The 25,483-nt window shown below is 56.8% G+C and carries 27 protein-coding genes; 15 read left to right on the forward strand and 12 right to left on the reverse strand.

Annotated elements, in window-relative coordinates; translation table 11 throughout:
* The first annotated feature begins 80 nt into the window (after positions 1-80).
* From RMR16_RS11375 to lysS, 4 genes are all read left to right on the forward strand, one after another.
* A complete protein-coding gene (locus tag RMR16_RS11375) occupies positions 81-830 on the forward strand; it encodes a TerC family protein (protein WP_320198122.1) in 750 nt (249 codons plus the stop codon).
* A 116-nt stretch (positions 831-946) separates the two neighbouring features.
* Positions 947-1,360, forward strand: coding sequence for a hypothetical protein (locus RMR16_RS11380; RefSeq protein ID WP_320198121.1), 414 nt, complete (start codon positions 947-949; stop codon positions 1,358-1,360).
* Positions 1,361-1,588: 228 nt separating this feature from the next.
* A complete protein-coding gene (gene gltX, locus RMR16_RS11385; protein WP_320198120.1) occupies positions 1,589-3,046 on the forward strand; it encodes a glutamate--tRNA ligase in 1,458 nt (485 codons plus the stop codon).
* Positions 3,047-3,265: 219 nt separating this feature from the next.
* Positions 3,266-4,765 carry a lysine--tRNA ligase gene (lysS, locus tag RMR16_RS11390; RefSeq protein WP_320198119.1) on the forward strand — a complete coding sequence of 500 codons (1,500 nt, stop codon included), beginning with the start codon at positions 3,266-3,268 and terminating at the stop codon, positions 4,763-4,765.
* 248 nt (positions 4,766-5,013) lie between these two features.
* Here lysS and RMR16_RS11395 read toward each other — a convergent pair whose 3' ends face one another.
* Positions 5,014-5,955, reverse strand: coding sequence for a hypothetical protein (locus RMR16_RS11395; protein WP_320198118.1), 942 nt, complete (start codon positions 5,953-5,955; stop codon positions 5,014-5,016).
* Positions 5,956-6,287: 332 nt separating this feature from the next.
* On the opposite strand from RMR16_RS11395, the gene RMR16_RS11400 reads away from it, so the two are divergent.
* From RMR16_RS11400 to RMR16_RS11430, 7 genes are all read left to right on the forward strand, one after another.
* Positions 6,288-7,178, forward strand: coding sequence for a metal ABC transporter substrate-binding protein (locus RMR16_RS11400; protein WP_320198117.1), 891 nt, complete (start codon positions 6,288-6,290; stop codon positions 7,176-7,178).
* Positions 7,178-8,062: a manganese/iron ABC transporter ATP-binding protein gene (locus tag RMR16_RS11405; RefSeq protein ID WP_432353625.1), complete on the forward strand. Its 885-nt coding sequence runs from the start codon at positions 7,178-7,180 to the stop codon at positions 8,060-8,062. Before RMR16_RS11400 ends, RMR16_RS11405 begins: the two co-directional genes overlap by 1 nt.
* The gene (locus RMR16_RS11410) at positions 8,059-8,919 is read left to right on the forward strand and encodes a metal ABC transporter permease (protein ID WP_320198116.1); all 861 of its coding nucleotides are present in this window, start codon (positions 8,059-8,061) and stop codon (positions 8,917-8,919) included. Before RMR16_RS11405 ends, RMR16_RS11410 begins: the two co-directional genes overlap by 4 nt.
* Positions 8,916-9,767 (forward strand): metal ABC transporter permease, encoded by an 852-nt coding sequence (locus tag RMR16_RS11415; protein ID WP_320198115.1) that lies wholly within the window; start codon positions 8,916-8,918, stop codon positions 9,765-9,767. The genes RMR16_RS11410 and RMR16_RS11415 overlap by 4 nt, the downstream gene beginning before the upstream one ends.
* Positions 9,768-9,895: 128 nt before the next feature.
* Positions 9,896-10,069 (forward strand): DUF1328 domain-containing protein, encoded by a 174-nt coding sequence (locus RMR16_RS11420; RefSeq protein WP_045228307.1) that lies wholly within the window; start codon positions 9,896-9,898, stop codon positions 10,067-10,069.
* 118 nt (positions 10,070-10,187) lie between these two features.
* The gene (locus RMR16_RS11425) at positions 10,188-10,586 is read left to right on the forward strand and encodes a MarR family winged helix-turn-helix transcriptional regulator (RefSeq protein ID WP_320198114.1); all 399 of its coding nucleotides are present in this window, start codon (positions 10,188-10,190) and stop codon (positions 10,584-10,586) included.
* A gap of 51 nt (positions 10,587-10,637) precedes the next feature.
* The gene (locus tag RMR16_RS11430) at positions 10,638-11,933 is read left to right on the forward strand and encodes an MFS transporter (RefSeq protein ID WP_320198113.1); all 1,296 of its coding nucleotides are present in this window, start codon (positions 10,638-10,640) and stop codon (positions 11,931-11,933) included.
* 7 nt (positions 11,934-11,940) lie between these two features.
* On the opposite strand, the gene RMR16_RS11435 is transcribed toward RMR16_RS11430, so the two are convergent.
* Positions 11,941-12,672 carry an SDR family oxidoreductase gene (locus RMR16_RS11435; protein ID WP_320198112.1) on the reverse strand — a complete coding sequence of 244 codons (732 nt, stop codon included), beginning with the start codon at positions 12,670-12,672 and terminating at the stop codon, positions 11,941-11,943.
* A gap of 113 nt (positions 12,673-12,785) precedes the next feature.
* Here RMR16_RS11435 and RMR16_RS11440 point away from each other — a divergent pair, with 113 nt between their 5' ends.
* Positions 12,786-13,553, forward strand: a complete 768-nt coding sequence (locus tag RMR16_RS11440) for an IclR family transcriptional regulator (protein ID WP_320198111.1) — start codon at positions 12,786-12,788, stop codon at positions 13,551-13,553.
* A 102-nt stretch (positions 13,554-13,655) separates the two neighbouring features.
* Here the strand turns inward: RMR16_RS11440 and tal are convergent, their stop codons facing one another.
* Entirely contained in the window at positions 13,656-14,612 is a 957-nt protein-coding gene (gene tal / locus RMR16_RS11445) for a transaldolase (protein ID WP_320198110.1), read from the reverse strand.
* 193 nt (positions 14,613-14,805) lie between these two features.
* Between tal and RMR16_RS11450 the strand changes: the two genes are divergently transcribed.
* Positions 14,806-15,807 carry a sugar-binding transcriptional regulator gene (locus tag RMR16_RS11450; RefSeq protein WP_320198109.1) on the forward strand — a complete coding sequence of 334 codons (1,002 nt, stop codon included), beginning with the start codon at positions 14,806-14,808 and terminating at the stop codon, positions 15,805-15,807.
* Here the strand turns inward: RMR16_RS11450 and RMR16_RS11455 are convergent.
* The 4 genes from RMR16_RS11455 to RMR16_RS11470 form a co-directional block, all read right to left on the reverse strand.
* Positions 15,799-16,089, reverse strand: coding sequence for a type II toxin-antitoxin system RelE/ParE family toxin (locus RMR16_RS11455; protein WP_320198108.1), 291 nt, complete (start codon positions 16,087-16,089; stop codon positions 15,799-15,801). The two genes, RMR16_RS11450 and RMR16_RS11455, sit on opposite strands and share 9 nt — an antisense overlap.
* Positions 16,090-16,095: 6 nt before the next feature.
* The gene (locus tag RMR16_RS11460; protein ID WP_320198107.1) at positions 16,096-16,332 is read right to left on the reverse strand and encodes a CopG family ribbon-helix-helix protein; all 237 of its coding nucleotides are present in this window, start codon (positions 16,330-16,332) and stop codon (positions 16,096-16,098) included.
* Between the two features lie 61 nt (positions 16,333-16,393).
* Entirely contained in the window at positions 16,394-17,266 is an 873-nt protein-coding gene (locus tag RMR16_RS11465) for a bifunctional helix-turn-helix domain-containing protein/methylated-DNA--[protein]-cysteine S-methyltransferase (protein ID WP_320198106.1), read from the reverse strand.
* A gap of 70 nt (positions 17,267-17,336) precedes the next feature.
* On the reverse strand, positions 17,337-17,819 hold the full coding sequence (locus RMR16_RS11470; RefSeq protein ID WP_320198105.1) for a DUF2244 domain-containing protein: 483 nt from the start codon (positions 17,817-17,819) through the stop codon (positions 17,337-17,339).
* A gap of 30 nt (positions 17,820-17,849) precedes the next feature.
* Here RMR16_RS11470 and nth point away from each other — a divergent pair, with 30 nt between their 5' ends.
* Complete coding sequence (gene nth / locus RMR16_RS11475) at positions 17,850-18,620, forward strand: endonuclease III (RefSeq protein ID WP_320198104.1); 771 nt, start codon at positions 17,850-17,852, stop codon at positions 18,618-18,620.
* Here the strand turns inward: nth and RMR16_RS11480 are convergent.
* Entirely contained in the window at positions 18,594-19,319 is a 726-nt protein-coding gene (locus RMR16_RS11480; protein ID WP_320198103.1) for a sulfate transporter family protein, read from the reverse strand. The genes nth and RMR16_RS11480 overlap by 27 nt on opposite strands.
* Positions 19,320-19,640: 321 nt before the next feature.
* Between RMR16_RS11480 and RMR16_RS11485 the strand changes: the two genes are divergently transcribed.
* On the forward strand, positions 19,641-20,462 hold the full coding sequence (locus RMR16_RS11485; protein ID WP_320198102.1) for a MurR/RpiR family transcriptional regulator: 822 nt from the start codon (positions 19,641-19,643) through the stop codon (positions 20,460-20,462).
* A gap of 95 nt (positions 20,463-20,557) precedes the next feature.
* On the opposite strand, the gene RMR16_RS11490 is transcribed toward RMR16_RS11485, so the two are convergent.
* The 4 genes from RMR16_RS11490 to RMR16_RS11505 all read right to left on the reverse strand — a co-directional run bounded on the left by RMR16_RS11490 (position 20,558) and on the right by RMR16_RS11505 (position 25,473).
* Entirely contained in the window at positions 20,558-22,132 is a 1,575-nt protein-coding gene (locus RMR16_RS11490) for an FGGY-family carbohydrate kinase (protein ID WP_320198101.1), read from the reverse strand.
* A 144-nt stretch (positions 22,133-22,276) separates the two neighbouring features.
* The gene (locus tag RMR16_RS11495) at positions 22,277-22,981 is read right to left on the reverse strand and encodes an HAD family hydrolase (RefSeq protein ID WP_320198100.1); all 705 of its coding nucleotides are present in this window, start codon (positions 22,979-22,981) and stop codon (positions 22,277-22,279) included.
* Between the two features lie 15 nt (positions 22,982-22,996).
* Entirely contained in the window at positions 22,997-24,478 is a 1,482-nt protein-coding gene (locus tag RMR16_RS11500) for a mannitol dehydrogenase family protein (protein ID WP_320198099.1), read from the reverse strand.
* Positions 24,475-25,473: an ABC transporter ATP-binding protein gene (locus tag RMR16_RS11505; protein ID WP_320198098.1), complete on the reverse strand. Its 999-nt coding sequence runs from the start codon at positions 25,471-25,473 to the stop codon at positions 24,475-24,477. The genes RMR16_RS11500 and RMR16_RS11505 overlap by 4 nt, the downstream gene beginning before the upstream one ends.
* Positions 25,474-25,483: the final 10 nt, after the last annotated feature.

The following is a 25,483-nucleotide window of genomic DNA, read 5'->3' on the forward strand; positions in this document are numbered from 1 at the left end:
CTTGTTTCCAGTGCAATCAATTATAAAACGTCTATCACTTGAAATTCTTCAATTTCTTGATCTGAAAGGAAAACAGGCCCGTGGATTCCATAATCCCTCTCTTGTCCGACCCGGCTGCATGGGTAGCGCTCGTCACCCTGATCGTCATGGAGGTCGTGCTTGGCATCGACAACCTGATTTTCATCTCGATTCTGACAAACAAACTGCCTGAAAATCAGCGGGAAAAAGCCCGCAAGATCGGTATCGGTTTGGCACTCGTCATGCGTCTTGGCCTGCTGGGCACCGTTGCATGGATCGTGCAGCTCACAGAGCCGGTGTTTGAAGTCTTCGGTCAGGGCTTTTCGTGGAAAGACCTTATCCTCATCGGCGGTGGCCTGTTCCTCGTCTGGAAGGCAACCAAGGAAATCCACCACAATGTGGACCCGGAAGATCACAAGGAAGACATGGTTGGCGGCGGCGCTGCCATCAACAGCTTCTCGGCAGCCATTGCCCAGATTCTGGTCCTCGACCTCGTCTTCTCGGTGGACAGCATCATCACCGCCGTTGGCATGACACCGCACGTTCCGATCATGGTCGTTGCCGTCGTGGTTGCCGTCACCGTCATGCTGCTGGCCGCCAATCCGCTGGCAAACTTCATCGAAAAGAACCCGACCATCGTGATGCTGGCGCTGGCGTTCCTGTTGATGATCGGTACGACGCTGATTGCCGAAGGCATGGGCTTCCACGTTCCGAAGGGCTACATCTATGCCGCCATGGCTTTCTCCGCGCTGGTGGAAGTGCTGAACATGGTGTCGCGCAACGCGCGCAAGAAGAAAAAAACCCTGCATTAAGCTTAAGGCAGCGCATGAACGATAAAGACGAGGCCCGCCGCAACGCGGGCCTCTTTTTTTGACAGCATGGCAAATATGCGTGAAATTCGATGGCATTAATGGCAGGGATTACGCCCATGGATTTCGTCATAAAAGCAGAGATGTCCTATCCCTTTGCCGAAACACTGGCCTTCACCGCGCAAAAGACGATGTATGATGGCAAGCAGATCGCAGCGGGTGACATGGTTTTTCTGTTTGCCAGCGAAAATGAAGGCGGACGGGGGTTGGTGGGGCGCGGTGTTGTGACCGCTGCTGTTCTTCTGCCGCGAAAGCCCGAACTGGTGCGGCAGACACCGCGTGTCGACCTGACCATCAGACGAACTGCCTCTGCCGTGAGGTCGCTGGGACGAACGGAACTTCGGCAGTTCACAACATGGAATGACGGTCAGCCCGGCACCGAGTTGAATTTCAAGCTCTACCGACAGGCGACCAACAAAATCGTCGGCATTTCAGATGAGGCCGCCCGATACCTCGCCAGTTTTTTCGATTGAACCGCGTGTGGCGCGACGTGTGGCTGCCTCATGCCGCTCCTGGCCCGCTAAACTTCCTAATTTTCTTGACGCATGGATCGTTATATGGCCTAAGCCATGCCTAATGGGAACGTGTGAAAGCAGCACTTCTGCGCCTGTTTACAACCGTTCCCGCCGCATCCAACGTCAATTTTTGTGATATTTGTCCCATCAGACCTGTATCACCATCCGTTACGACGAGTGAATTTCATGACCACTTCCGGCGTCCGCGTCCGTATTGCACCTTCCCCCACTGGCGAGCCCCATGTCGGCACCGCCTATATCGCTCTCTTCAACTATCTGTTTGCCAAAAAACACGGCGGCGAGTTCATTCTGCGCATCGAAGATACCGATGCGACGCGCTCGACACGCGAATATGAAGAGAAAGTGCTGGAAGCCCTGAAATGGACCGGCCTGACATGGTCTGAGGGTCCAGACATCGGCGGACCTTACGGCCCGTACCGCCAGTCCGACCGCAAGGACATGTACCAGCCTTACGCCGAAGAGCTGTTGGCCAAGGGCCACGCCTTCCGCTGTTTCTGCACCGCTGAACGGCTGACGGACATGCGCGAAGGACAGCGCGCCGCTGGCAAACCACCGAAATATGATGGTCTCTGCCTGCATTTGAAGGCCGAAGAGGTCACGACCCGCGTGGCCGCCGGTGAAGCCTCCGTCGTGCGGATGAAAATCCCGACCGAAGGCTCCTGCGATTTCAACGATGGCGTTTACGGCGATGTGAGCATTCCGTGGGACAGCGTCGACATGCAGGTTCTGATGAAGGCCGACGGTATGCCGACCTATCACATGGCCAACGTCATTGACGACCATCTGATGAAGATCACCCACGTCGCACGTGGCGAAGAGTGGTTGGCATCCGTGCCGAAACACATTCTGCTGTATCGTTATTTCGAGTGGGACCAGCCGGTATTTATGCACCTGTCGCTGATGCGCAATGCCGACAAATCCAAGCTGTCCAAGCGCAAGAACCCGACGTCGATCTCCTATTATTCGGCACTCGGCTACCTGCCGGAAGCGCTGATGAACTTCCTCGGCCTGTTCTTCATCCAGATTGGTGAAGGCGAAGAGCTTTTGACCATGGAAGAGCTGACACAAAAGTTCGACCCGGAAGCCTTGTCGAAAGCGGGCGCGATCTTCGACATTCAGAAGCTGGATTGGCTGAACGGTCGCTGGCTGCGCGAAAAGCTGACACCGGAAGAGTTCATTTCCCGCACCCTGGAATGGGCGATGGAAAATGCCCGTTTGACGGAAGGCCTGAAGCTTTCGCAGAGCCGCATCTCCAAGCTGGGCGATCTGCCGAACCTTGCAGGCTTCCTGCTGTCCAGCGATGTTGGCCTGACGCCTGCGTCTTTTGCAGGCCTGAAAAGCAAGCCGGAAGAAATCCACGAAATCCTGACCACGGTTGCCGCCGATCTGGAAAAGATGCCCGACTGGAACATCGAAGCCATCGAAGCGGAATTGCGCGACGTTGCGGAACGCACCGGCAAAAAGCTGCGCGTCGTGACACCGCCGCTGTTCGTTGCGGTGTCCGGCTCGTCCCGTTCGCTGCCGCTGTTTGACAGCATGGCCCTTCTGGGTCGCTCGGTTGTGCGCCAGCGCTTGAAGGTGGCAATTGCGGTTGCGGCGTCGATGGTTGGCAGTGGCGCTTAATTAAAGCGAAGCGGTTTCGATGTTCGCCGGCGCTCACCACGGACGTCATCCTCGGGCTTGACCCGAGGATCTGCGCCGGGTGCCATGAACACGAGATAAGCCGCTAGCGCGGTAGATCCTCGGGACAAACCCGAGGATGACTGATGTGGAAAGGTGCGGGCGCATATCAAACGTGTCCGCAGCAGAGAACAAAACAACCTGCCCGAAAAAGGCCCGACGATGACCGACAAGACAACTGAAACAACCGCCCTCTCCTCCGACGTTACGGAAGTGCGCCGCCAGAAACTGGCGCTGCTGCGCGACAAGATCGGTGATGTGTATCCGGCGCATTTCCACCGCACGCTGACCAATGCGGAACTGGCGGAAAAATATGCCGAGATCGAGCCCGACGTTGAAACCGGCGACACCGTAACGGTTGCGGGCCGTGTGTATTCCAACCGCAACTCCGGCATGTTCATGGATATCCATGATGCATCCGGCAAGGTGCAGATTTTTTCCCATAAGGATACGACACCGGAAGAAGCCCGCGATCTGCTGCCGCTGATCGATATCGGCGACATCATCGGTGTGACTGGAAAAGTGCGCCGCACCAAGCGCGGCGAGCTGACGATCAACGCCGAAGACATCACCATGCTGACCAAGTCTCTGCTGCCGATGCCAGAGAAGTGGAGCGGCATTACGGACATCGAAATCCGCTATCGCAAGCGCCATCTGGATATTCTGTCCAACGAAGAATCCAAGCTACGTTTCCAGCAGCGCTCCAAGATCATTTCCGGCATTCGCCGCTTCATGGAAGCGGAAGCCTTCCTCGAAGTCGAAACACCGATGCTGCAAACCATTTATGGTGGTGCGACGGCTGATCCGTTCAAGACATTCCACAACACGCTGAAACAGGACATGTATCTGCGCATCGCGCCGGAACTGTTCTTGAAGCGCACGCTGGTGTCGGGTCTGTCCGACAAGGTGTTCGAAATCAACCGCAACTTCCGCAATGAAGGCGTTTCCACCCGGCACAATCCAGAATTCACCATGATGGAATGCTACTGGGCCTATGCCGACTATGAAGACATTATGGGTCTGGTGGAGCGCCTGTTCGAAACGCTGGCCATCGCCATTCACGGCACGACCGAGCTGGACTTCCAGGGCACGCCGATTTCCTTCAAGGGTCCGTTCAAGCGGGTGCCGATGCCGGATGCGGTCAAGGAAGCGACGGGCATCGATTTCCTCGCGATTAAAACCGACGAAGAAGCCCGCGCTGCCGCCAAGGCCGCAGGTTTCGAAGTGGAAAAAGACTGGACATGGGGCGAATGCCTTGCCTTCATCTTTGAAGAAAAGGTCGAGGGAACGCTGATCCAGCCGAGCCACGTCACACATTTCCCGAAGGACATCTCGCCCTTCGCCAAGGAAGTGCCGGGCGAACCGCGTCTGGTGGAACGTTTCGAAAGCTACTGCAACGCCTGGGAAGTCGGCAATGCGTTTTCCGAACTCAACGACCCGGAAGAACAGCGCCGCCGCATGGTGGAGCAGCTGGAACAGGCCCATGCCCGTGGCGAAAAAGACAAGCAGCTTGACGATGAATTCCTCGACGCCATCGACCAGGGAATGCCGCCCGCCGGTGGCCTCGGCATCGGCGTCGATCGCCTCATCATGCTGTTGACCAACGCACCGTCGATCCGCGACGTTATTCTGTTCCCGGCAAGACGCCAGAAGGCGGATTGATCGCGGTATCTCGGCCTCTCGTCACCCCGGACCTGATCCGGGGTCCGGAGACCTGACGTCCGTAAGGTCAAAAAAGCTCTTTCAGCCCAAGGACTTGGGCTGACTGGATACCGGCTCAAGGCCGGTATGACGGAGCACGTGACTCGCAAGCTTACGTTAACGTCGGGGCTTGACTGTTTTGCCCACACCAAAAACCGGGGACACCATCGTCGCCGGTTTTTTTGTGCCTCATATTGGCTCAGGTGAAATCAGTGGCCAGATTTGGGCTCTTCGGCACCATGCGCCGCAGGCTCTTCCGCAACGGGCTTGTCGCTCGGTTCCGCCGCCACGGCCGTGGTGGACCCTTTTCCGAAAATCAGCGCCTTTATATAAGCGAAACTGAATATGCTAACGCTGTCATGCTCCGGCGTTGACGTGAGAAGTTGCGGGTCTTCCGTGACCGCAGACGCATCTGGCGAAGACGGTTCGCTGCCATGCGTGCCTTCCTGAGCGGCTTCCGGTGTTTCCTTGCCGTGTTCGTCGGCCGGTGCATCATGCGAAGGGGCTGCCTCGCCATGACCACCGCTTGGTTTGTCATGGCCTTTCGCGGGTGCGCCATGTCCAGCCGGTGCCGTTTCCGAGACCGGTTCGACACAATCGGTAAAATCCGTCAGGGCTGCGGAAATGGCCTGCGAGTCTTCCAGCGGAAGATCGATCCTCAAACCATAAAAAAGACCATCGCTGTTAGGCGCGCCATCATAATAAAAGGCGGAAAACGTCTGCGCGTCCGCACCATCCGGCAGTTTTTTCACATCGGGAATAAAAACAGCCTGTGCCGCAATGGCTCTGCCGCGCATGTTGGAGCGCAGGTCCGGTCCGTTTTGATCCAGCACCGACACCTGAACGAGATCGGGTTTCTGCTTGTCATACACCGCCTTTGCCACACGCAACGCGGTTTTGACACGCTCGGGACCATCACCGTCCTTGATGCGGATGAATTTGCGGATCCATAACGATCCGTTTTTCTTGATGTTGACGGTCTGGACCGTATTGCACTCAAGGCCGTTGATGGAAACGTGTGGCGTGCCAAAAAGACGTTCTTTTCCGACAAAAACAGCAGCAATACCCGATGCTCCTCCTAGAAGGAGGAACACGCCACCGATCAATACGAACTTGCGAGAAAACCGTATTCTTTTGAACACTGTCTTCACGTCGAACGTTCCGACATCAATAACCCCGTCTAAAACCCGTCATGCCCACATCGCCAAAAACAGCCGAGCCGCCAACCGAAACGGTTCGGCGGCAGCGAAAACTGCTTTCGTGCAGGGATCAACTCTGACCGTTTCTCCTTGAAGAAGATTTAACTTGTTAGAAAAACCACACCTTCAAGTGAACCATTTTTGGACTCAGGGAAAAAATCCGGCACACTCGCCATCCTCCTTATTGAGAATGATTTGCAATAGCATTGACAAAAGTGACTTTGCGCCTCAGATTGCTCCGAATTGATATTGCGAATTAATCGCATTAGGAGTTCTATAGGGCCATGAGATTATCGACGCTTCGTTCCATCCTCTGCGCTGCAACGCTTTTCCTGCCGTTTTCGGTTGGGGCCAGTGAAAAACCGAAGGTCGTCACCACCTTCACCATCATTGCCGACATGGCGCGCAATGTTGCCGGCGATGCCGCCGAGGTGGACAGCATTACCAAGCCGGGCGCTGAAATTCACAATTACCAGCCGACACCACGTGACATTCTCAAAGCCCGCAACGCCAATCTGGTTTTATGGAACGGCCTTAATCTCGAACTGTGGTTCCAGAAGTTTCTGGCCAATCTGGCCGCTGTGCCGAATGTGACGGTGAGCGAAGGCATCACGCCCATGTCGATCAATGGCGGTGCCTATCAGGGCAAGCCCAATCCACATGCGTGGATGTCGCCCGACAATGCGCTGATCTATGTCGAAAACATTCGCAAAGGCCTGACGCAGATCGACCCGGACCATGCGGACGTCTATGCCGCCAATGCCAAGGCCTATTCCGACAAGATCAAGAAAGAGATCCAGCCGATGCGCGATGCGATCGCCGCGCTGCCGGAAGAAAAGCGCTGGCTGGTGACGAGCGAAGGCGCGTTTTCTTATCTGGCGCGTGATTTCGGCCTGAAAGAACTATTTCTGTGGCCGGTCAATGCCGATAGCCAAGGCACGCCACAGCAGGTGCGTGGTGTGATCGATGCCATGCGTGAGCATAAGATCAATGTCATTTTCAGCGAAAGCACCGTGTCTCCCGACCCGGCAAAACAGGTGGCCAAGGAAACCGGCGCGGCTTATGGCGGCGTTCTTTATGTCGATTCGCTCAGCGAAGCAGACGGCCCGGTTCCCACCTACCTCGATCTGCTTCGCGTCACCACCGACACAATTGTGAAAGGCCTTGCCAAATGATGATGGGGAAGAGAAAGGGCGCAGAGGCAGGATTGACGGTCGATGATGTGACCGTAACCTACCGGAACGGCCACACGGCCCTGCGCAGCGCCAGCTTTTCCATTCCGCGCGGCACCATTACGGCCCTTGTCGGCGTCAATGGCGCAGGCAAATCCACCATCTTCAAGGCCATCATGGGCTTTATACCTTTGGCGGCAGGCAGTGTGTCGATCTTCGATCTACCCGCCCGCGACGCGCTGAAAAAGAACCTCGTCGCCTATGTGCCGCAGGCGGAAGAGGTGGACTGGAGTTTTCCGGTTCTGGTCGAAGACGTGGTGATGATGGGCCGGTACGGCCATATGAATTTCCTGCGCATTCCCACAAAACACGATCACCAGATGGTTGAAGACGCGCTGAAGCGCGTCAACATGATCGATTACCGAAAACGTCAGATCGGTGAGCTTTCCGGCGGGCAGAAAAAGCGGGTGTTTCTGGCCCGCGCACTGGCGCAGGAAGGTCAGGTCATTCTGCTGGATGAGCCTTTCACCGGCGTGGACGTGACAACCGAAGAACAGATCGTTACGCTTTTGAAAGCGCTGCGCGATGAAGGTCGGATCATGCTGGTCTCCACCCACAATCTCGGCAGCGTGCCGGAGTTTTGCGACCGCGCCGTGTTTGTCAAGGGCACCGTCATCGCAGCCGGTAAAACCGAAGACACCTTCACCGAAGAAAACCTGCAAAAAGCCTTTGGCGGCAGTCTTCGACACTTCATTCTGGGTGGTGCAGACCTTCACGATGATGCCGACACGCGCCGCCTGAAGGTCATTACCGATGACGAGCGGCCTTTCGTGATCTACGGCAACAACGGTCACATCGAGAAAAAAACCGAAAGAGAAGAGCAATGATCGATACTCTTCTTGAACCTTTTACCTATTCCTACATGCTGAACGCCATCTGGGTCAGCGCGCTGGTGGGTGGTGTCTGCGGGTTTCTGTCATCTTATCTGATGCTGAAAGGCTGGTCGCTGATTGGCGATGCGCTGTCCCACGCCATCGTTCCCGGTGTTGCCGGTGCCTATATGCTGGGCCTGCCCTTTTCACTCGGTGCATTTCTTTCCGGCGGACTGGCGGCAGGCGCCATGTTGTTTCTCAATCAGAAAACCCGGCTGAAGGAAGACGCGATCATCGGCTTGATCTTCACATCGTTTTTCGGTCTTGGCCTGTTCATGGTGTCGCTGTCGCCCACCTCCATCAACATTCAGACCATCGTACTCGGCAATATTCTGGCGATCACCACGGAAGATACTATCCAGCTCGCGCTTATCGGCGGCATCAGTCTGCTGGTGCTGGCAGTGAAATGGCGGGATTTCATGGTGGTGTTTTTCGATGAAAACCATGCCCGCACCGTAGGCCTGAACCCGGATGTGCTGAAAATCATCTTCTTCACCCTGCTTGCCGCCTCCACCGTTGCGGCCTTGCAGACGGTTGGCGCGTTTCTGGTGGTCGCCATGGTGGTGACGCCGGGGGCAACCGCCTATTTGCTGACCGACCGTTTTGAGCGGCTGATCGGCATGAGCTTCGGCATTGGTGCCGGAACCAGTTTCGTCGGTGCTTATCTCAGCTATTTCCTGGATGGCGCAACCGGCGGCATCATCGTGGTCTTGCAGACGCTGATCTTCCTGACCGCCTTCGTGTTTGCCCCCAAACACGGTTATCTCGCCTCTCGTGCCAAGGCCAAGGCAGCATTGGAGACCGCACCATGAGCGAATATCTGCAACTGGCTGTGCTGCCGTTTCAACTTCCCTTCATGCAATATGCCTTCATCATTACGCTGATGATTGCCGTGCCGATGGCGATGCTTTCCTGCATTTTGGTGCTGAAAGGCTGGTCGCTGATGGGGGATGCGGTGTCGCACGCCGTTCTGCCGGGCGTAGTCGTCGCCTACATCGCCGGTATTCCCTTTTCCATCGGGGCGTTTATTGCCGGCATGATCTGCGCGCTCGGCACGGGTTTTCTCAAGGAAAACAGCCGTATCAAGGAAGATACGGTGCTGGGCATCGTGTTCTCCGGCATGTTTGGCCTCGGCCTTGTGCTCTACGTCAAGGTGCAGAGCGATGTGCATCTGGATCATATTCTGTTTGGCGATATGCTGGGTGTGTCCATTGCGGATATCGTTGAGACCGGGCTGATCGCGCTGGCCGCAACGCTGTTTCTTCTTATTCTGCGCAAGGATCTGCTGGTCCATGCGTTTGATGCGCAGCACGCCAAGGCGATCGGCCTGCCGGTGCGCCTGTTACACTACGGGCTGCTGGCCGTTCTGTCTCTGACCGTGGTGGGCGCGTTGCAGGCCATCGGCATCATTTTGTCGGTTGCCATGCTGGTTGCGCCGGGCGCGATTGCCTTCCTCATCACCCGCCGTTTTGCGGATATGATGATGACAGCCGTGCTGGTTGCCGTCACATCGTCGCTCACCGGCATCTGGCTGAGTTTCCTCATCGATAGCGCACCGGCACCGACCATCGTTCTGGTCATGACCGGCATTTTCGTCATCGCGTTCATCCGCACAACGGTGCAGGCGAAGTCCACCAACCGGGCGGAAAGTGCAATCTGAGCAGGCAACCGGATTCTGAAAAGATTATTTCAGAATGCACGGAACTTACCTCCCCACTTCCGCGTCAATATACGCAGGTCGATGGCGTGGGCGCTCGACCGCATTAATTGACGGAAAAGGGAACGGCCATGCTGAAGTGGGCTCTTATATTCTTTGTTATCTCACTGATTGCCGGTGTTTTCGGCTTTACTGGAATCTCGGCGGCGACAGCGGGCATCGCCCGTATTCTGTTCTTCATCGCCGTGGTTGTGTTCCTGATCTTCCTGGTGCTCGCACTCATGGCGGGTCAAGCAATTCTGTAATGTGACAATGTGGCCGGGATTTTCCCGGCCACATTTCTGTTTGCTCTCCTCCATTCCATGGAAAGAATTACTGAAGCCGCTCTTGTTCGATGCCGATTGCGGGTATATACACGCATTCATGACCTCATCGAGCTGCTATTGCATCATGTTGCGCAAAGCGACCCGTCGCGTTTCTTCGATCTACGATGAAGCGCTGGAGCCTGTCGGCATCAACATCGGCCAATTCAGCCTGTTGAGAAACGTCGCCCGCCGCGCACCGATTTCCTTGACCGAGCTTGGCGCGGTGATGGAGCTTGATCGATCCACCATCGGTCGCAACACCAAAATCCTTGAGCGCATGACGTTGCTGGAAACCGTGGCGGGCAAGGACAGCCGCGAAGCGCTGCTTGTGCTGACGGACACAGGCAAGGACACGCTCGACCAGGCAATTCCGCTTTGGGAAGGCGCCCAGCATGCCATATCCACCAAACTCGGCAGCACCGCAGAGCAGTTTCACGACCTGCTGAACACACTCTGATTTTTTCAACATAATGCGGGTATATACACGCATAAAGCACAGGCACTTCCCATGATCTCGACATCGCTTGCCTCGGCCTTGAAGACACGCAATCTGCATTATGGCTGGGTTGTCGCCATCACCACCTTTTTGACCATGCTGGCAACGGCAGGCGCGATGGGATCGGCGGGCGTCATGATCGGCCCGTTGCGCGAGGAATTCGGCTGGAGCACCGCAGATATTTCCTTCGCCATGGCCGTTCGGCTTGTTCTGTTTGGCCTTCTGGGGCCTTTTGCCGCCGCATTCATGAACCATTTCGGCATTCGCAAGGTGGTCGCAACCGCACTGTCGATGATTGCCATGGGCATTATCGGTTCGTTTTTCATGACGCAGCTGTGGGAGCTCGTGCTGTTCTGGGGCGTGGTAGTGGGCGCAGGCACAGGCATGACGGCGCTGGTTTTGGGTGCGACCGTCGCCACCCGCTGGTTTTCCAAACGCCGTGGTCTGGTGGTTGGGTTGATGACGGCCAGCAATGCCACCGGCCAGCTGGTGTTTCTGCCGCTGCTGGCAGCCATGACCGAAGCCTATGGCTGGCGTATTGCGCTCACCTTCGTTCTCGCCATCATCAGCATGGCCATGCTTCTGGTGGCGTTTCTGATGCGCGACTACCCTTCGGACCTTGGTTTGCCAGCCTATGGTGACACCGCAATCTCGGCACCCGTGGCAAGAACAACGAAACTGCGCTCGCTGTTGATCTCACCGCTGGTGGCACTGCGCGATGCATCCCGCAGCGCGACATTCTGGGTTCTGTTTTTGACCTTTTTCATCTGCGGACTGAGCACCAACGGGCTGATACAGACCCACTGGATTTCCATCTGTGGTGATTTCGGCGTGGCAGCGGTGGGGGCCGCAGGAATGCTGGCGCTGATCGGCGTGTTCGATTTCATCGGCACCGTGTTGGCCGGATGGCTGTCTGACCGCTATGACAATCGCTGGCTGCTGTTCTGGTTTTACGGCCTGCGCGGCCTGTCGCTCATCTACCTGTCGCTTTCGGGCTTCGGCGTTTATGAACTATCGATCTTCGCGATTTTCTATGGACTGGACTGGGTGGCGACCGTGCCGCCAACCGTCAAACTTGCCGCCGAAAGTTTCGGGCGCGAAAAGGCCAACGTCACCTTCGGCTGGATATTCGCGGGCCATCAGCTGGGTGCCGCGACAGCCGCCTGGGGCGCGGGTTATCTGCGCACCGACTATGAAAGCTACATGCCAGCGCTTCAGATTGCTGGCGCCATGTGCATGTTGGCCGCCATCAGCGTCATGATGCTCAAGCGCCCCGGTGCACCGAAGCTTTCACCGCAGCCCGCCTGACATCCGATCAGGCGGTCCAGCCGCCATCGATGACGTGAATTTGGCCGGTGGTGAAACCCGCCTCGTCCGATGCCAGATAGGTTACAAGCGCCGCAATTTCCTGCGGCGTGGCAATGCGGCCCATCGGCTGGCGGGCGATGAAATCCGCCAGCGCCTGCTCATAATTGCCGGTGGCACGCAGGCGATCATGCAGCGACGGACTATCGACCGTGCCGGGGCAGATGGCGTTGCAGCGAATGCCCTTGGTCACGAAATCAGACGCGACGGATTTGGTGAGGCCGATGACGGCTGCTTTGGAGGCGGTATAAGCAAAACGGTTGGGCACGCCCTTTACGCTGGAGGCGACCGACGACATGTTGACGATGGCACCCTTGCCCTTTTCCAGCATGGCTGGAAGAAAGGCACGGCAGGTGCGGTACATGGCCTTGGCATTCAGATCGAAGGAAAAATCCCAGTCTTTTTCTTCGCAGTCCAGAATGGTGCCGGAATGCACGAAGCCGGCGCAGTTGAACAGCACATCGGCAGCGCCAACCTCTGCGGCCAGCGCCTTGACCGCATCCCCATCCAGCACGTTCAAAACCCGCGTCTGCGCATTTTTTAACGTGGCAAGGGCGCTTTCATTGATATCTGTTGCAATGACACGCGCGCCCAGTTCAATGAACCGTTCCGCCGTTGCCCGGCCAATGCCCTGCCCGGCTGCGGTGATGACGACTGTTTGGCCGGTGAAATCCTGCGCCATATATGTTCCTCCCACAGAACGTGCCTGCTAATATGCATCGACAATTCATATGTAAACAGTGTATTCATATGACGTCAAGTGAACTTGGCAGCACCACGTTAAGAAGAGACCAGATGACCGAAGACGAGAGTGAAAAATACCGCGCCCCCGCCTTGGATAAGGGGCTGGACATTCTGGAGCTTCTGGCGGCCACGGATGGCGGGCTGACGCAGGTGGAGATTGCCAAGGCCATCGGCAAAAGCCCCAACGAATTTTACCGTATGTTGGACCGGCTCGTGCGGCGCGGGTATGTTCAGCGACAGGACGGCGACCGTTTTTGTCTGACCCTGAAACTCTTCGGGCTTGCGCATTTTCACACGCCGGTGCGGCGTCTGGTGTCCTTTGCCGCCCCCGTGATGCGAGAGTTTTCGCAAAAGGCGGGTCAAGCCTGCCATCTGGCAGTGTATGATCGCGGTTTCGTGGTGGTCATCGCCCAGCAGGATTCCACCACCTATTGGGCGCTATCGATCCGCGTCGGTGCGCAGATGAGCCTGTTCAACACCGGCTCCGGCCATGTGCTGCTGGCGTTTCAAAATGATGCGCAACGTGACCTGATGATTGCCGAACAGTTGCGTGGCGGAGACGAGACATCCGTGCCGGACGGGCTTCTGGAGCGTCTTCAACAGATCAAAACCAACGGCTATGAGGTGATGAACAGCCTGCAAACCGCAGGCGTGCGCAACATTTCCGCTCCGGTTCTGACGCTGGATGGCACGGCCTTGGCCGTTGTGACCTGCCCCTATATCACGCCGCTGAACGTGGCATCGCCGACTGCCGATGACTGTGTTGACCTCATTCGTGAGACAGCTCGCCAAATTTCGGAAATTGCCGCCGGTCAGTAGAGAGCAATAAAAAACGCGACCGGCAGGGGACCGATCGCGTTTTCTTGACTGGAGATATTACACTCAAATAACGAGCCGGAACCGATAAGGTTCCAACCCTGATTAGGCGGCCAGTTCCTTGCGGACGATCTGGCGCAGAGATTCGAGATCCTTGGCGAACTGACGAATGCCTTCGGAAAGCTTCTCCGTTGCCATGGCGTCTTCGTTGAGGTGCCAGCGGAAGGCTTTCTCATCCAGAGACTGCAAAGGCTCGGCCTTCGCATCATCTGGCGAAAGCTTGCGCTCCAGCTTTCCTGTGTCCTTGTCGAGTTCTTCCAACAAAGCGGGGCTGATCGTCAGGCGGTCGCAACCGGCAAGGGCTTCGATCTCGCCGGCATTGCGGAAAGACGCGCCCATGACGACGGTGGAGATGCCGTTGGCCTTGTAATAATTGTAAATCTGGCGAACCGAAACAACGCCCGGATCGGTCTCTGCCGTGTAGTTCTCACCGGTGGACTTCTTGTACCAGTCCAGAATACGACCAACGAACGGGGAAATCAGGAAGGCTTTTGCTTCCGCGCAAGCAATGGCCTGAGCCTGCGAGAAGAGAAGCGTCAGATTGCAATCGATGCCTTCTGCCTGAAGCACTTCCGCAGCCTTGATGCCTTCCCAGGTGGACGCCAGCTTGATGAGAATGCGATCACGCTCGATACCACGGTCCTTATAGGACGCGATGATCTGGTGCGCCTTGGCGATGGAGGCTTTCGTATCGAAAGAAAGATCGGCGTCCACTTCTGTTGAAACGCGGCCGGGAACCAGATCCACGAGCGCTGCACCCACCGAAATGGCCAGGCGGTCTGCCACCGCACCAACCACGGCGTCAGAATTGCCGCCCTGCTTTTTACCCCAGGCGACGGCTTCCTTCACCGTATCTGCAAACACCGGCGTGCCCAGCGCCTTGAGAACGATGGACGGGTTGGTGGTGCAATCCACCGGCTTCAGCCGTGCAACGGCCTCGATATCGCCGGTATCGGCAACAACGGTTGTGATTGCGCGAAGTTGGTCAAGTTTGGACGTCATGCCGGTTGATCCTTGTGATCTTTGAAAACTGCTTCAACTGGGTTTCGTTCCCGCGCGACATCGCTGTCGAAAGCCGGAAACCGGTGTTTTCCCTATTCTGAGTATCGCTCAGCGCAAAGATCAAAGTCAAGACATTTGCGCATTGCAATTGACATATGTTTCACGGGTGCGATACTCGACCGGTGACGAAAGCATGGCGATAACAGTGGCAAAACTACGAAGAGAAACCCACACGGCCTATTCGGAAGCTGCATCGCTGCGGCTGCGGGCGGCATGGCTCTATTATAATCAAGGCATGACGCAGAAGGATGTGGCGGAAAAACTCGGTATCAGCCGTTCCACCGTCATCCGCCTTCTGGATGAGGCGATGAAGCGTTCCGAGGTCCAGATCTGGATCAATGAAGGCATCGAAGACTTCGTGGAACTGTCGGGCCAACTGGAGGCAGCGTACGGGCTGGATGAGGCCATCATCATTCCCTCTGCATCGGGAAAAGCCGAAGACATCGCCAAGGCGGTTGGCTTGGCGCTTGGGCAGTTTCTGTCGGAAGCCGTGCCGGACAACGCCACAATAGGTGTCGGCTGGGGCCGCACCATGACGGCATCGCTGTCCAGCTTCCGCCCGCCGCGCCGGGAAAACTGCAAGGTCGTCTCGCTTCTCGGCGGCATCGTCGCCGTGCACCAGACCAACCCGCTGGACTATACGTGGCGGCTGGCTAGTGCGCTGGGTGCGGAATGTTACATGTTCCTCGCGCCGCTGCTGGTGGATTCGGTCGAAACGCGCCAGTCGCTGATCGAAAAATGCGGATTGAACACGCTATTCGAACTGGCCGAGACCCTTGATCTCGCCATCGTCAGCTGCGGCGACATCGGCCCGCACTCCACGTCACTTTCGGAAGGTTTCATCTCCAAACAGACATTGGAAGAACTCGTCGCTGCGGGCTGCGTCTGCGACACCATGTTCAATTTCATCGACGCAGAAGGCCGTTCCGTCGATCACCCCATCAACCAGCGCGCCATGGCCATCGGCCTCGACACGCTGAAAAAGGCCAAACACATCGTTTTAGCCTCCGGCGGCGCCCACCGTGCCACCGCCATCCGCGCCACCATCCGCCGCATTGGCTGCAACACGCTGATTACGGATGAAGCGGCAGCGAGGGCGTTGCTGGAATTGGTTGAAAAGCAGGACTCAGTCTAAGATTACTGGCCATTCACGCGCGCCGTGCTGCACGAACAGAACTTCAATATCGTCATCGCGAACCCTATAAGCGACGATATAAGGCGTTCCGGGTATCACCAGCTCTCTTGTGCCCTCAATGTCTCCCGCTCGACCAATGAAGGGATTGGACGACAAAAGACTGCCGGTTTTTGTATGGATATACCGTACAATTCGGGCGGCTGCGACAGGATTTCGTTCCGCGATATAGTCGCCAATGGTCGCAAGTTCGCGAAGATACCGCCTCGTCCAAACGACATTCACGAATAGTCACGCCTGATTGTAACGGTTCAGAACCGCAGCGATTTCTTCTTCACTTGCGAAATTGCCTTGATCGGCGTCATCCAAACCAGCCTTCACACCCGCAGCCCATTGCTCTTGCCATGCAAGCGACCGGCCATAAGCCAATGCGTCTTCGACAATGCGGCTGCGCGTTAAATTCGTGCGTTGTGCAATCAAGTCCACGCGGCGGCTCAAATCGTCAGGCAGATCAATCGTGCTTTTCATCGTCGCTCGCAGTGACAACAACCAAGGGAAACTCATAGATATCACAGTGCCACTGCCAAGATCAAACCTTCCCCGTTTCCCAGCCCAGCATTGCCCGCTTTCGCGTCAGCCCCCAGTGATAACCCGTCAGCGCGCCGCTTTTGCCCAGTGCCCGGTGGCAGGGGACAACGAAGGAGATGGGGTTTGCGCCGATGGCGGCACCGACGGCGCGCGATGCTGTGGGTTGGCCGATATCGTTTGCGACGTGGGAATAGGTCACGGCTTTGCCCAGCGGTATTTTCAGGAGGCTTTGCCAGACGCGGACTTGAAAATCGGTGCCGAGCAGGACGACCCGCAGGGGCTGTTCGCTTTTCCATTTATCGGCATCGAAAATGCGGGTGGCATAATGGGCGGTAGCGGCGCTGTCTTCGATGTAGTCGGCATTTGGCCAGCGGCGCGACATGTCCTCGAAACAGGCTTTTTCTTCACCCGCATCCGCAAATGCGCAGCCTGCCAATCCGCGATCTGTGATCATGATGAGCGCCAGACCGAAGGGGGACGGATGGAAACCGTAACGGATTTGCAGGCCGCCGCCCTTGGCTTTCCATTCCCCCGGCGACATGGCTTCATGCGTGACGAAAAGATCATGCAGCCGGCTTGGGCCAGACATGCCGACCTCGATAGCGGCTTCCAGAAGCGGCAGGCTTTCCTCGCGCAACAGGCGCTTGGCGTGATCCAATGTCACGGCTTGCAGAAAGGCTTTTGGCGAAAGACCAGCCCAGCGGGTGAATGTTTTCTGCAACTGCGTGGGCGACTGGCCGAGCTGCGCGGCAATGGTTTCAAGCGAGGGCTGATCGCGGTAGTCCACCGTCAGAATTTCGATGACGCGCCGCACCGTTTCATAGTCCGAACCGACCGGCGTGATATCTTCATTCAACATGATGTTGGCGTTCATGGCGTTTCTCCTTGGAAACGACAAAACCACGCGGCGGCGGCTATCTCCACCCGTTTCTTGCGAAAAACACCTATATCTTGCGCCGTACGGTCGCCAAGGCACCGCGAAACGCCTTGGCAAAACTTTCACGATCATCCGGGTTGAGGAACGAGCCGATATCCGTCACCCGCCCCTCACCCGCCACATGCATGGAAACAATGCCGATATCATGTTGGCGTTTGACCCGGAAGCGCGCCCAGAACGGATTGAAATGGTACTCCACCATGCGGCCTGCGGGTGAAAACTTGCGGATGGACAGGCTGGTGCGCGACACGACCACCTCTTCCCGCGCTTTCGCAGCCCGGTAATTGGCCCGAAATGCGATATAGAGCAGAAGGAAATCCAGTCCTAAAAACAGACCGATCGGCCATGCACCCGTGACCATAAAGAAGATACCATAGAGAAGGCAGACCGCCCCGGTGAGGCACAAAAGAACGTGAAAACCCTTGCGCCCGAGAGAACGATAAGGAACAAGTTCCGCTGCAAATACCGGCTGCTCGTTAACCCCGTCCACGTTGCCGTCCTCAATAGCCAAAGTTAGAACATGACGATTGCCAAAAAACGATCCAGCACCCAAACGGTAAAAAAGTCAAACACAACGGCGCGCCGCAAGCCGGTGCGCGTCAAGACGCTCTATTCGCATGACGAGCTTGTGGAAATATTCCGGCGCTTTTCCATTCAAAGGCCAGAGCCGAAGGGCGAGCTGGAACACTCCAACCCCTTCACGCTGGTCGTGGCGGTGGCGCTGTCTGCGCAGGCAACGGATGTGGGCGTCAACCGGGCCACACGCGGCCTGTTTGCGGTGGCCGACACGCCGGAAAAGATGTTGGCGCTGGGCGAAGAACGCCTGATCGACCACATCAAAACCATCGGCCTTTATCGCAACAAGGCGAAAAACGTCATCGCACTATCGCAGATGCTGATCGATGATTTTGGCGGTGAGGTGCCGCGCACCCGTGAAGAGCTGATCCTGCTTCCCGGTGTAGGGCGCAAGACCGCCAATGTCGTGATGTCCATGGCGTTTGGCGTGGCGACCATGGCGGTGGATACGCATGTGTTTCGCATTGCCAACCGGCTCTGTCTTGCGCCGGGGAAAACCCCGGACGAAGTAGAAGACCGGTTGGTGCGGATCATTCCAGACGAATATCTGTTCCATGCCCACCACTGGCTGATCCTGCATGGCCGTTATTGTTGCAAGGCCCGCAAGCCGGAATGCGAACGCTGCGTGATTGCCGACATCTGTAAATCCCCGGAAAAGACGTGGGATATTCCCGCGCCCCTGGTGGAGTTACCGGCTCAACTGACCGGAGAATGATGGATCACGTTTGCTGACCGATTTGTGCAGATGCACCATCAGCGATGCGGCGAAAAGTGGCGTCAGCAGGTTGAGGAACGGGATTGCAAGAAATGCCGCAATCACCAGTCCCGCCATGAAGACGGTTGAGCCGTGCTTGGCGCGGAACGCCCGCGCATCCGCAGGCGTGCGAAAGCGCATGGCCGCGAACTCGAAAAATTCTCGCCCCAGCAGATAACCGTTGACCAGAAAAAATGCGATGAGATTGACGCCCGGAATGAAGAGCAGCAACAGCGCGATCATATTGCCGAGAATAACAACACCGAAGAATTTGACGGATGAGACCAGGGCTTCGCCGAGAGGCATGGCGTGGCCGGGCGGATCGCTCGGATAATCCTTTTTCTCGATCACTTCAGCCACATCATCGAGAAACAGACTTGCGATGACAGCGGTGACGGGCGAGATCAACAAGGCCAGCGCAAGCGCCAATCCTATCCCCGCCAGAATGGCCAGAACGAAACTCATCCAGCCCGCCCATTCCGGCATGCCGGGAACGAGCGAATCAAGCCACGGCAGCGCCAGCCAGATGAACAGGCTGCGAATGGCAAACCACAGGCCGACGAGCACCAGAAGGGTTAGTCCGAGAGATTTCCAGAACACCGAGCGTGTTTCAGCCGCAAAGAGATTCGTAAAAGCCTGCCGCGCCGCATCTAAAATCATGAATTTCCTCCATTTCGGCGCATTTACGATGAATCCATTGATCACTGGCGCTTGATTGAGCAGATAGTGACCGCTGTTTGCCTTGGCAAGAATTGCCTCTCCCAGCAGTAAAAAGAAAAAATTTCAACCCCCCATTTTGGGCTTGAAGAAAAGCAACCACTAAACTATAAAAAAGAACAGGCAAAAAGTCGTATATTCTTGTAGAGTGGGGATCAACGGGATGGCGATAGGCCTGATGGAAAACTAGTCGTTACGATAAGAACAGCGGAAATACCCGCTTGAACACCATCGTCCGCTAAAGACAAGAAAAACGAGGCGTCGTTGGAAAAGCTGCTGATTGATCTTACCCGTTCGATGAAAACCGGCACCCCGTCGGAAAGACGGATTGCCAAATATCTTATCGAACATCTTGCCGAACTTCCGTTCGAGACCGCTGCGACACTGGCGGAAAAACTGAGCCTCAGCCCCATGACGGTAGGCCGGTTTTTGCGGTCGCTCGGTTACCGGCAATTGAGCGATATTCGCGAGCATCTGCGTGAAGAAACACATATCACGGAGACCACACCTGCCGCACCGCAGGAAGCGCCGCAAACGCCACTGTCATCCTTGATGTTGCAGCAGATACAAGCCGTGCAGGCGGTGTATGATCTGGCTGGCCAATCGGTCTGGAAAACGGCACTGAACAACATTGCCGACAGCAAAAATGTGTATGTCGCCTCCTCCGCAGAAGGCTTCGGCATCTGCCGTTACTTTTATACCAAGCTGCTGGAATCGCGCGAACACGTGCATTACCTACAACGCGATGGCGCGACCTACATTGCGCTGATGGATGAGCCGATTGAAGGCACACTTCTGATCCTGATGGATTGCGGTGGCAACCTTGCCGCGTTGCAACGTCTGGCAAAAATGGCGATGAAAGCCGGTTACAAAACCATGCTGATCACCACACGGTTTTACGAATGGGGTCCGGACAGTGCAGACATCTGCCTGACCATACCGCTTGGCCAGAACGGTGGACACAGCATGTTGCAGCTGGTGGCGATTACCGAATTCATGCTGCATTCCCTCTCCCAGAAGAGCGAAAGCAGCCGCAGAGATCGATACCGTCGCATCGGTGAAATGCAACGCGCCTTAAACGCGTAGAGAATTTCCAGCGGTTTTGCGTTCGGATAATGCGCTAAAACAAATGGATAGAGCGTCTTCGCGTTTCGGAGAAAGGTGAAAACGCTCGAGAGATTTTAGATCCGGTCCAGCTCTTCGCGATGACGATACATCGCGAGAAAACGGCGATAGTCGCGGTCATAGCGCCCGGCTAAGGCCGGGTTGGACGGCTTCTCCTCGCCGCCGGGATACATGACCGCACCGGCGGCGACGAGACCCTTATGCACGCCGCCGGCGGATGCCGCCGTCATGGCCGTGCCCAGCAGAACGGCATCGGCCGTTGAGGGAACGACGATACGTTTTCCCGTCACATCCGCATAAAGCTCCATGAGCAGCGGATTGTGCACATGTCCACCGGTGACATGCAGCGTTTCCACCGCATAACCAAACCCCGCCATCGCATCCAGCACATGCCGCGCACCCAGCGCGATGGACACTGCCGTGCGCCAATACAGACGGCAGAGGCTGTCGAAAGACGTGTCCAACGTCAGCCCGCTGATCACGCCACGCGCGTGCGGATCGGCCAAGGGCGAGCGATTGCCATGAAAATCCGGCAGAACATGCAGGTGATCGGCGAAATCCTCCCCTTCGATGCCGCGCAGTTCCAGAACACGGTCAACGATGCGGGCATGGAGTGCGGAGGTTGGCTCCCCGCCTGCTGCGTGCATCTGAACGATGTGATCCAACAGAGCGCCTGTGGCCGATTGTCCACCCTCCACAAGCCAGTGGCCGGGCAGAACCGCCTGCCAGTATGGCCCCCAGAGACTGCGGCCCGGCATGAGCGTCGGTGTCAGCGTCACGAGGCAACTGGAGGTGCCGGCAATCAGCGCAACATTGCTGCCGACATCCGATTGCAGGCTGCCGCCCAGCGCTCCAAGCGCGCCGGCATAGGCATCGATCATGCCCGCCGCGACCTCACAGCCCGTATCCAGACCCAGCTCCTCTGCCGCCTGCGGGGAAAGCTTGCCGACACTTTCACCCGGTGCGACGGTGTGTGCAGGAAGAGCGCCCCGTTGCAGGAGATCATCGATGCCCGCGAGCTTGAGATAATCCTCGCTCCAGCCATTGTCTTTGTGGCTCAAAAAATTCCACTTGGCCGTCAACGTGCAATTGGAGCGCTTTGAGCTGCCGCTTGCCTTCCATGTCAAAAAATCGGCCAGATCGAAGAAATATCCAGCCTTTGCCCAGCTGTGCGGCAGATGTTTTTTCAGCCACATCAGCTTTGGAATCTGCATTTCCGGCGAGACGGTCTGGCCGGAAAAATTCAGCACCGGATGCCCGGATGCGGTCAGAAAATCGGCCTCCTGTATGGCGCGATGATCCAGCCAGACAATCGTATCGAAACGGTCCTCTGCCGTGCTGGAGACCGTAACCTGTTGCCCCGCCGGCCCGCGCACCACCAGCGAACAGGTGGCGTCAAACCCTATGGCGGCGATGTGTGCGGCAGGAATGGCGGCATCCCGCATCGCTTGGCGCACGGAGAGGCAAACGGAACTCCAGATATCGGCGGAATCATGCTCGGCATGATTTTCCTTCGGCCTGCGCATGAGAATGGGGTGTGTGGCGCGTGCCATCAGCGTGCCGCTTCCATCGAAAACGCCAGCACGCGCGCTGCCAGTGCCGACATCGACAGCGACGAGATGTTGACGCATCCCCCTCATTCCTGTCCTTGTGACAGGAATCCAGTCGACGCGCGGCGGCGCGGCGGAGAAATTCCTTTCAGCCCAAGGACTTGGTATGGCTGGAGTCCTGTGACAAGCACAGGAATGAGGGAAGAGTAGGTGTCGATGCGCACGTCAATCAGCCTTCATTCCGGAACTGCCGCGTATCTTGTGGTTCTCCACAAGTTGGACCAAATCCGGCATCGCGTCAAACACCAGATCGGGTTCAAGGCTGGCAATATGGTCCCGGAAAGCAGGAAAACGGGCGTGTGAGCCGCCGGTGAAGGCAAAGACGCGCATCCCTGCGGCTTTGGCTGCGGCAATTCCGGCGGGGCTGTCTTCGATGACGATGCAATCCTTCGGCGCCGCCTGCATCTGCTGTGCGGCGTGCAGGAAAAGATCGGGCGCGGGTTTGCCGTTTTTCACCATCGTAGCGCTGAAAATATGCGGCTCGAATTTCTCCAGCAGACCGGTGAGGCCCAGCGAATAACGAATACGCTCCGGCTGGCTGGAGGACGCCACGCAACGGGGCACCTCCAGACGATCAAGCGTCTCGCCCATGCCATCAATCGCTTTCAGTTCATCACGAAAACGCTCGAACAGAACGCTGCGCATATGGTCGAGGAAATCGATATCGGTCTCGATACCGTACTCCTCCCACAGTGTTGCCGTCATGCTGGTGATGCTGCGGCCAAGAAAGCGCTGATAGGCTTCCTCTTCGCTGATTTGAACGCCCTGATGAGCAACCATGTCGATGAGGACAGCAATCGACACAGGCTCACTGTCAACCAGAACGCCATCGCAATCAAAGATCAGCAGAGGGGCGTTTCCGGTTTGCATGGCGTGTCTCTTCCGTCAACTGATGAGCTTGTCGTCCAGATAAAGCTGTAGCGTCCTTGCCGTACCTTGGCTCCACAATGTCTTCAAGGCATGGGCGAAGCGATCCTGAAAAAGTTTCGATGTGGCAACCTCACCGAAAATATCATCAAGCGCAAGAAACGCCGCCGGATCGTCCTTCGCTGTGATCGCCGCCGCCTGCAAACGGTCCGCGCTCGTATCGTTAAAGGTGATCTGTTTGCCGCTGTCGGTGGTGCCGTAAAAATACCGGCACCAGAGCGCCGACACCAGCGAAAGACCGATAATGTCCTCACCCTGCGCCAAACGGTCTGCGGTGGAGGGCAAAACGAATTTCGGCTGGCGGTTGGAGCCATCCTGCGCCAAGCGCGGAATGGTATCGCCAATCTTCGGGTTCAGGAAACGCCGTTCGATCAGGTCGAAATAATCATTGAGATTGGTATTTGGTACCGGCGGAATAACTGGAATGATCTCTTCCTTCTCCAGCTTGGCAAGGAAGGCACGGATCAGCGGATGCTCCATCGCCTCATGCACGAAATGAATGTCGAGAAGAGCCGCCGGATAGGCAATGGCCGCATGGCCGCCGTTGAGAATACGGATTTTCATGTGTTCGTAAGGGGCGACTTCGGGCACGAACTGCACGCCGACCGTTTCCAGCGCCGGACGACCCGCCGGGAAATTGTCTTCCATTACCCATTGTTTGAATTCTTCGCAGAACACCGGCCAATTGTCCTCGATGCCGAAGTCATCGCGGACGATGGTGCGTTCACGCTCTCCCGTGGCGGGGGTGATGCGGTCGACCATGGAATTGGGGAAGGAGACGGTGTCGCTGATCCAGTTGGCAAAGGCCGGATCGGACAGCGCCGCAAGGCCGACAACCGCGTTTTTCGTGACCTTGCCATTGTGAGGAATGTTATCGCAGGACATGACGGTGAACGGCTGAAGCCCTTTGTCCCTGCGCGCTCTCAACCCGGCCACGATCAGGCCGAACACCGTCTTCGGTGCGGTTGGGTTTCTGCCATCATCAGTGATGGCCGGATGCTGCGGGTTGAACGACCCCGACGCATCGATGAAATAACCACCCTCGGTGATGGTCAGGGATACGATGCGGATTTTCGGATCGGCCAGCGTCTCGATGATGGAATGCGTGTCACCGATTTTCAGAATATCGATCATCGGGCCAGTTACGCGGGCGGCGGTGCGGTTGTTGTCCTGCTCCACCACGGTCGTCAGGAAATCCTGCGCGGCCAGCTTTTCCCGCATCACCGCATCGGAGGGTAAAACACCGGCACCGATGATGGCCCAGTCATGATCCGCACCCGTATTGAACAGGTCATCCAGATAGATCGCCTGATGCGCGCGGTGGAAATTGCCAACGCCGAAATGCACGATACCGGCAGAAAGATCGGCACGCGAATAGGACGGAACCACAGCCGTTGCTCTGGCCTGTTCAAGCGTCGCGAGCGAGAGTTTGCAGGTCATATGGCCAGGCCCTTGCTGTCGAACTTATGAATTTTGGTGTCATCCGGGGTGATGAACACCGTGTCGCCATGCTGGCAGGCAAATTCGCCACCGGCACGGGCTGTTATCATGCCGATATTCTCGACATTGATGTGCAGGAAGGTGTCGGAGCCGAGATGTTCGGCAACCGTGACCGTTCCCCGCCACAGGCCATTTTCCTTGGACAGCAGCAGATGTTCCGGGCGAACGCCGACCGTATCGCCGCCCTTGTCCTGCGCATAGGCACCCTTGACGAAATTCATGCGCGGCGAGCCGATGAAGCCCGCGACGAAGAGATTGGCGGGATTGCGGTAAAGCTCCATGGGCGAGCCGACCTGCTCGATATTGCCGCGATTGAGTACGACGATCTTGTCGGCCATGGTCATGGCTTCCACCTGATCATGCGTGACATAGACCATGGTGGTTTTCAGCGTGTTATGCAGCTCGGAAATTTCCAGCCGCATCGTGCCGCGAAGCGAGGCGTCGAGGTTCGACAAGGGCTCATCGAACAAAAACGCAGACGGCTCACGCACGATGGCGCGGCCGATGGCAACACGCTGGCGCTGACCACCGGAGAGCTGCGAGGGGCGGCGGTCCAGATAGTCGGTCAGGTTCAGAACGCTTGCGGCATCATTGACCTTCTTGTCGATGACGGCCTTATCGAGCTTGGCCATCTTCAGCGGAAAGCCGATATTGTTGCGCACGCTCATATGCGGATACAGCGCGTAGGACTGGAACACCATGGCAAGGCCGCGTTCTGCGGGTGCCTTTTCGGTGGCGTCCTTGCCATTGATGATGATCTGGCCGCCACTGACATCCTCAAGACCGGCAATCAACCGCAAGAGCGTGGACTTGCCGCAGCCGGAGGGGCCGACGAAAACCACGAACTCACCATCTTCGATATCCAGATCGATGGACGGAATGACCTTGGCTTCACCGAAGACCTTGGACACGTTTTTAAGGGAAATGCTGCCCATGTTCTTATCC

Origin of the sequence: Agrobacterium sp. rho-13.3 (genome assembly GCF_033957765.2) — a bacterium.
Classification (GTDB): Bacteria; Pseudomonadota; Alphaproteobacteria; order Rhizobiales; family Rhizobiaceae; genus Agrobacterium.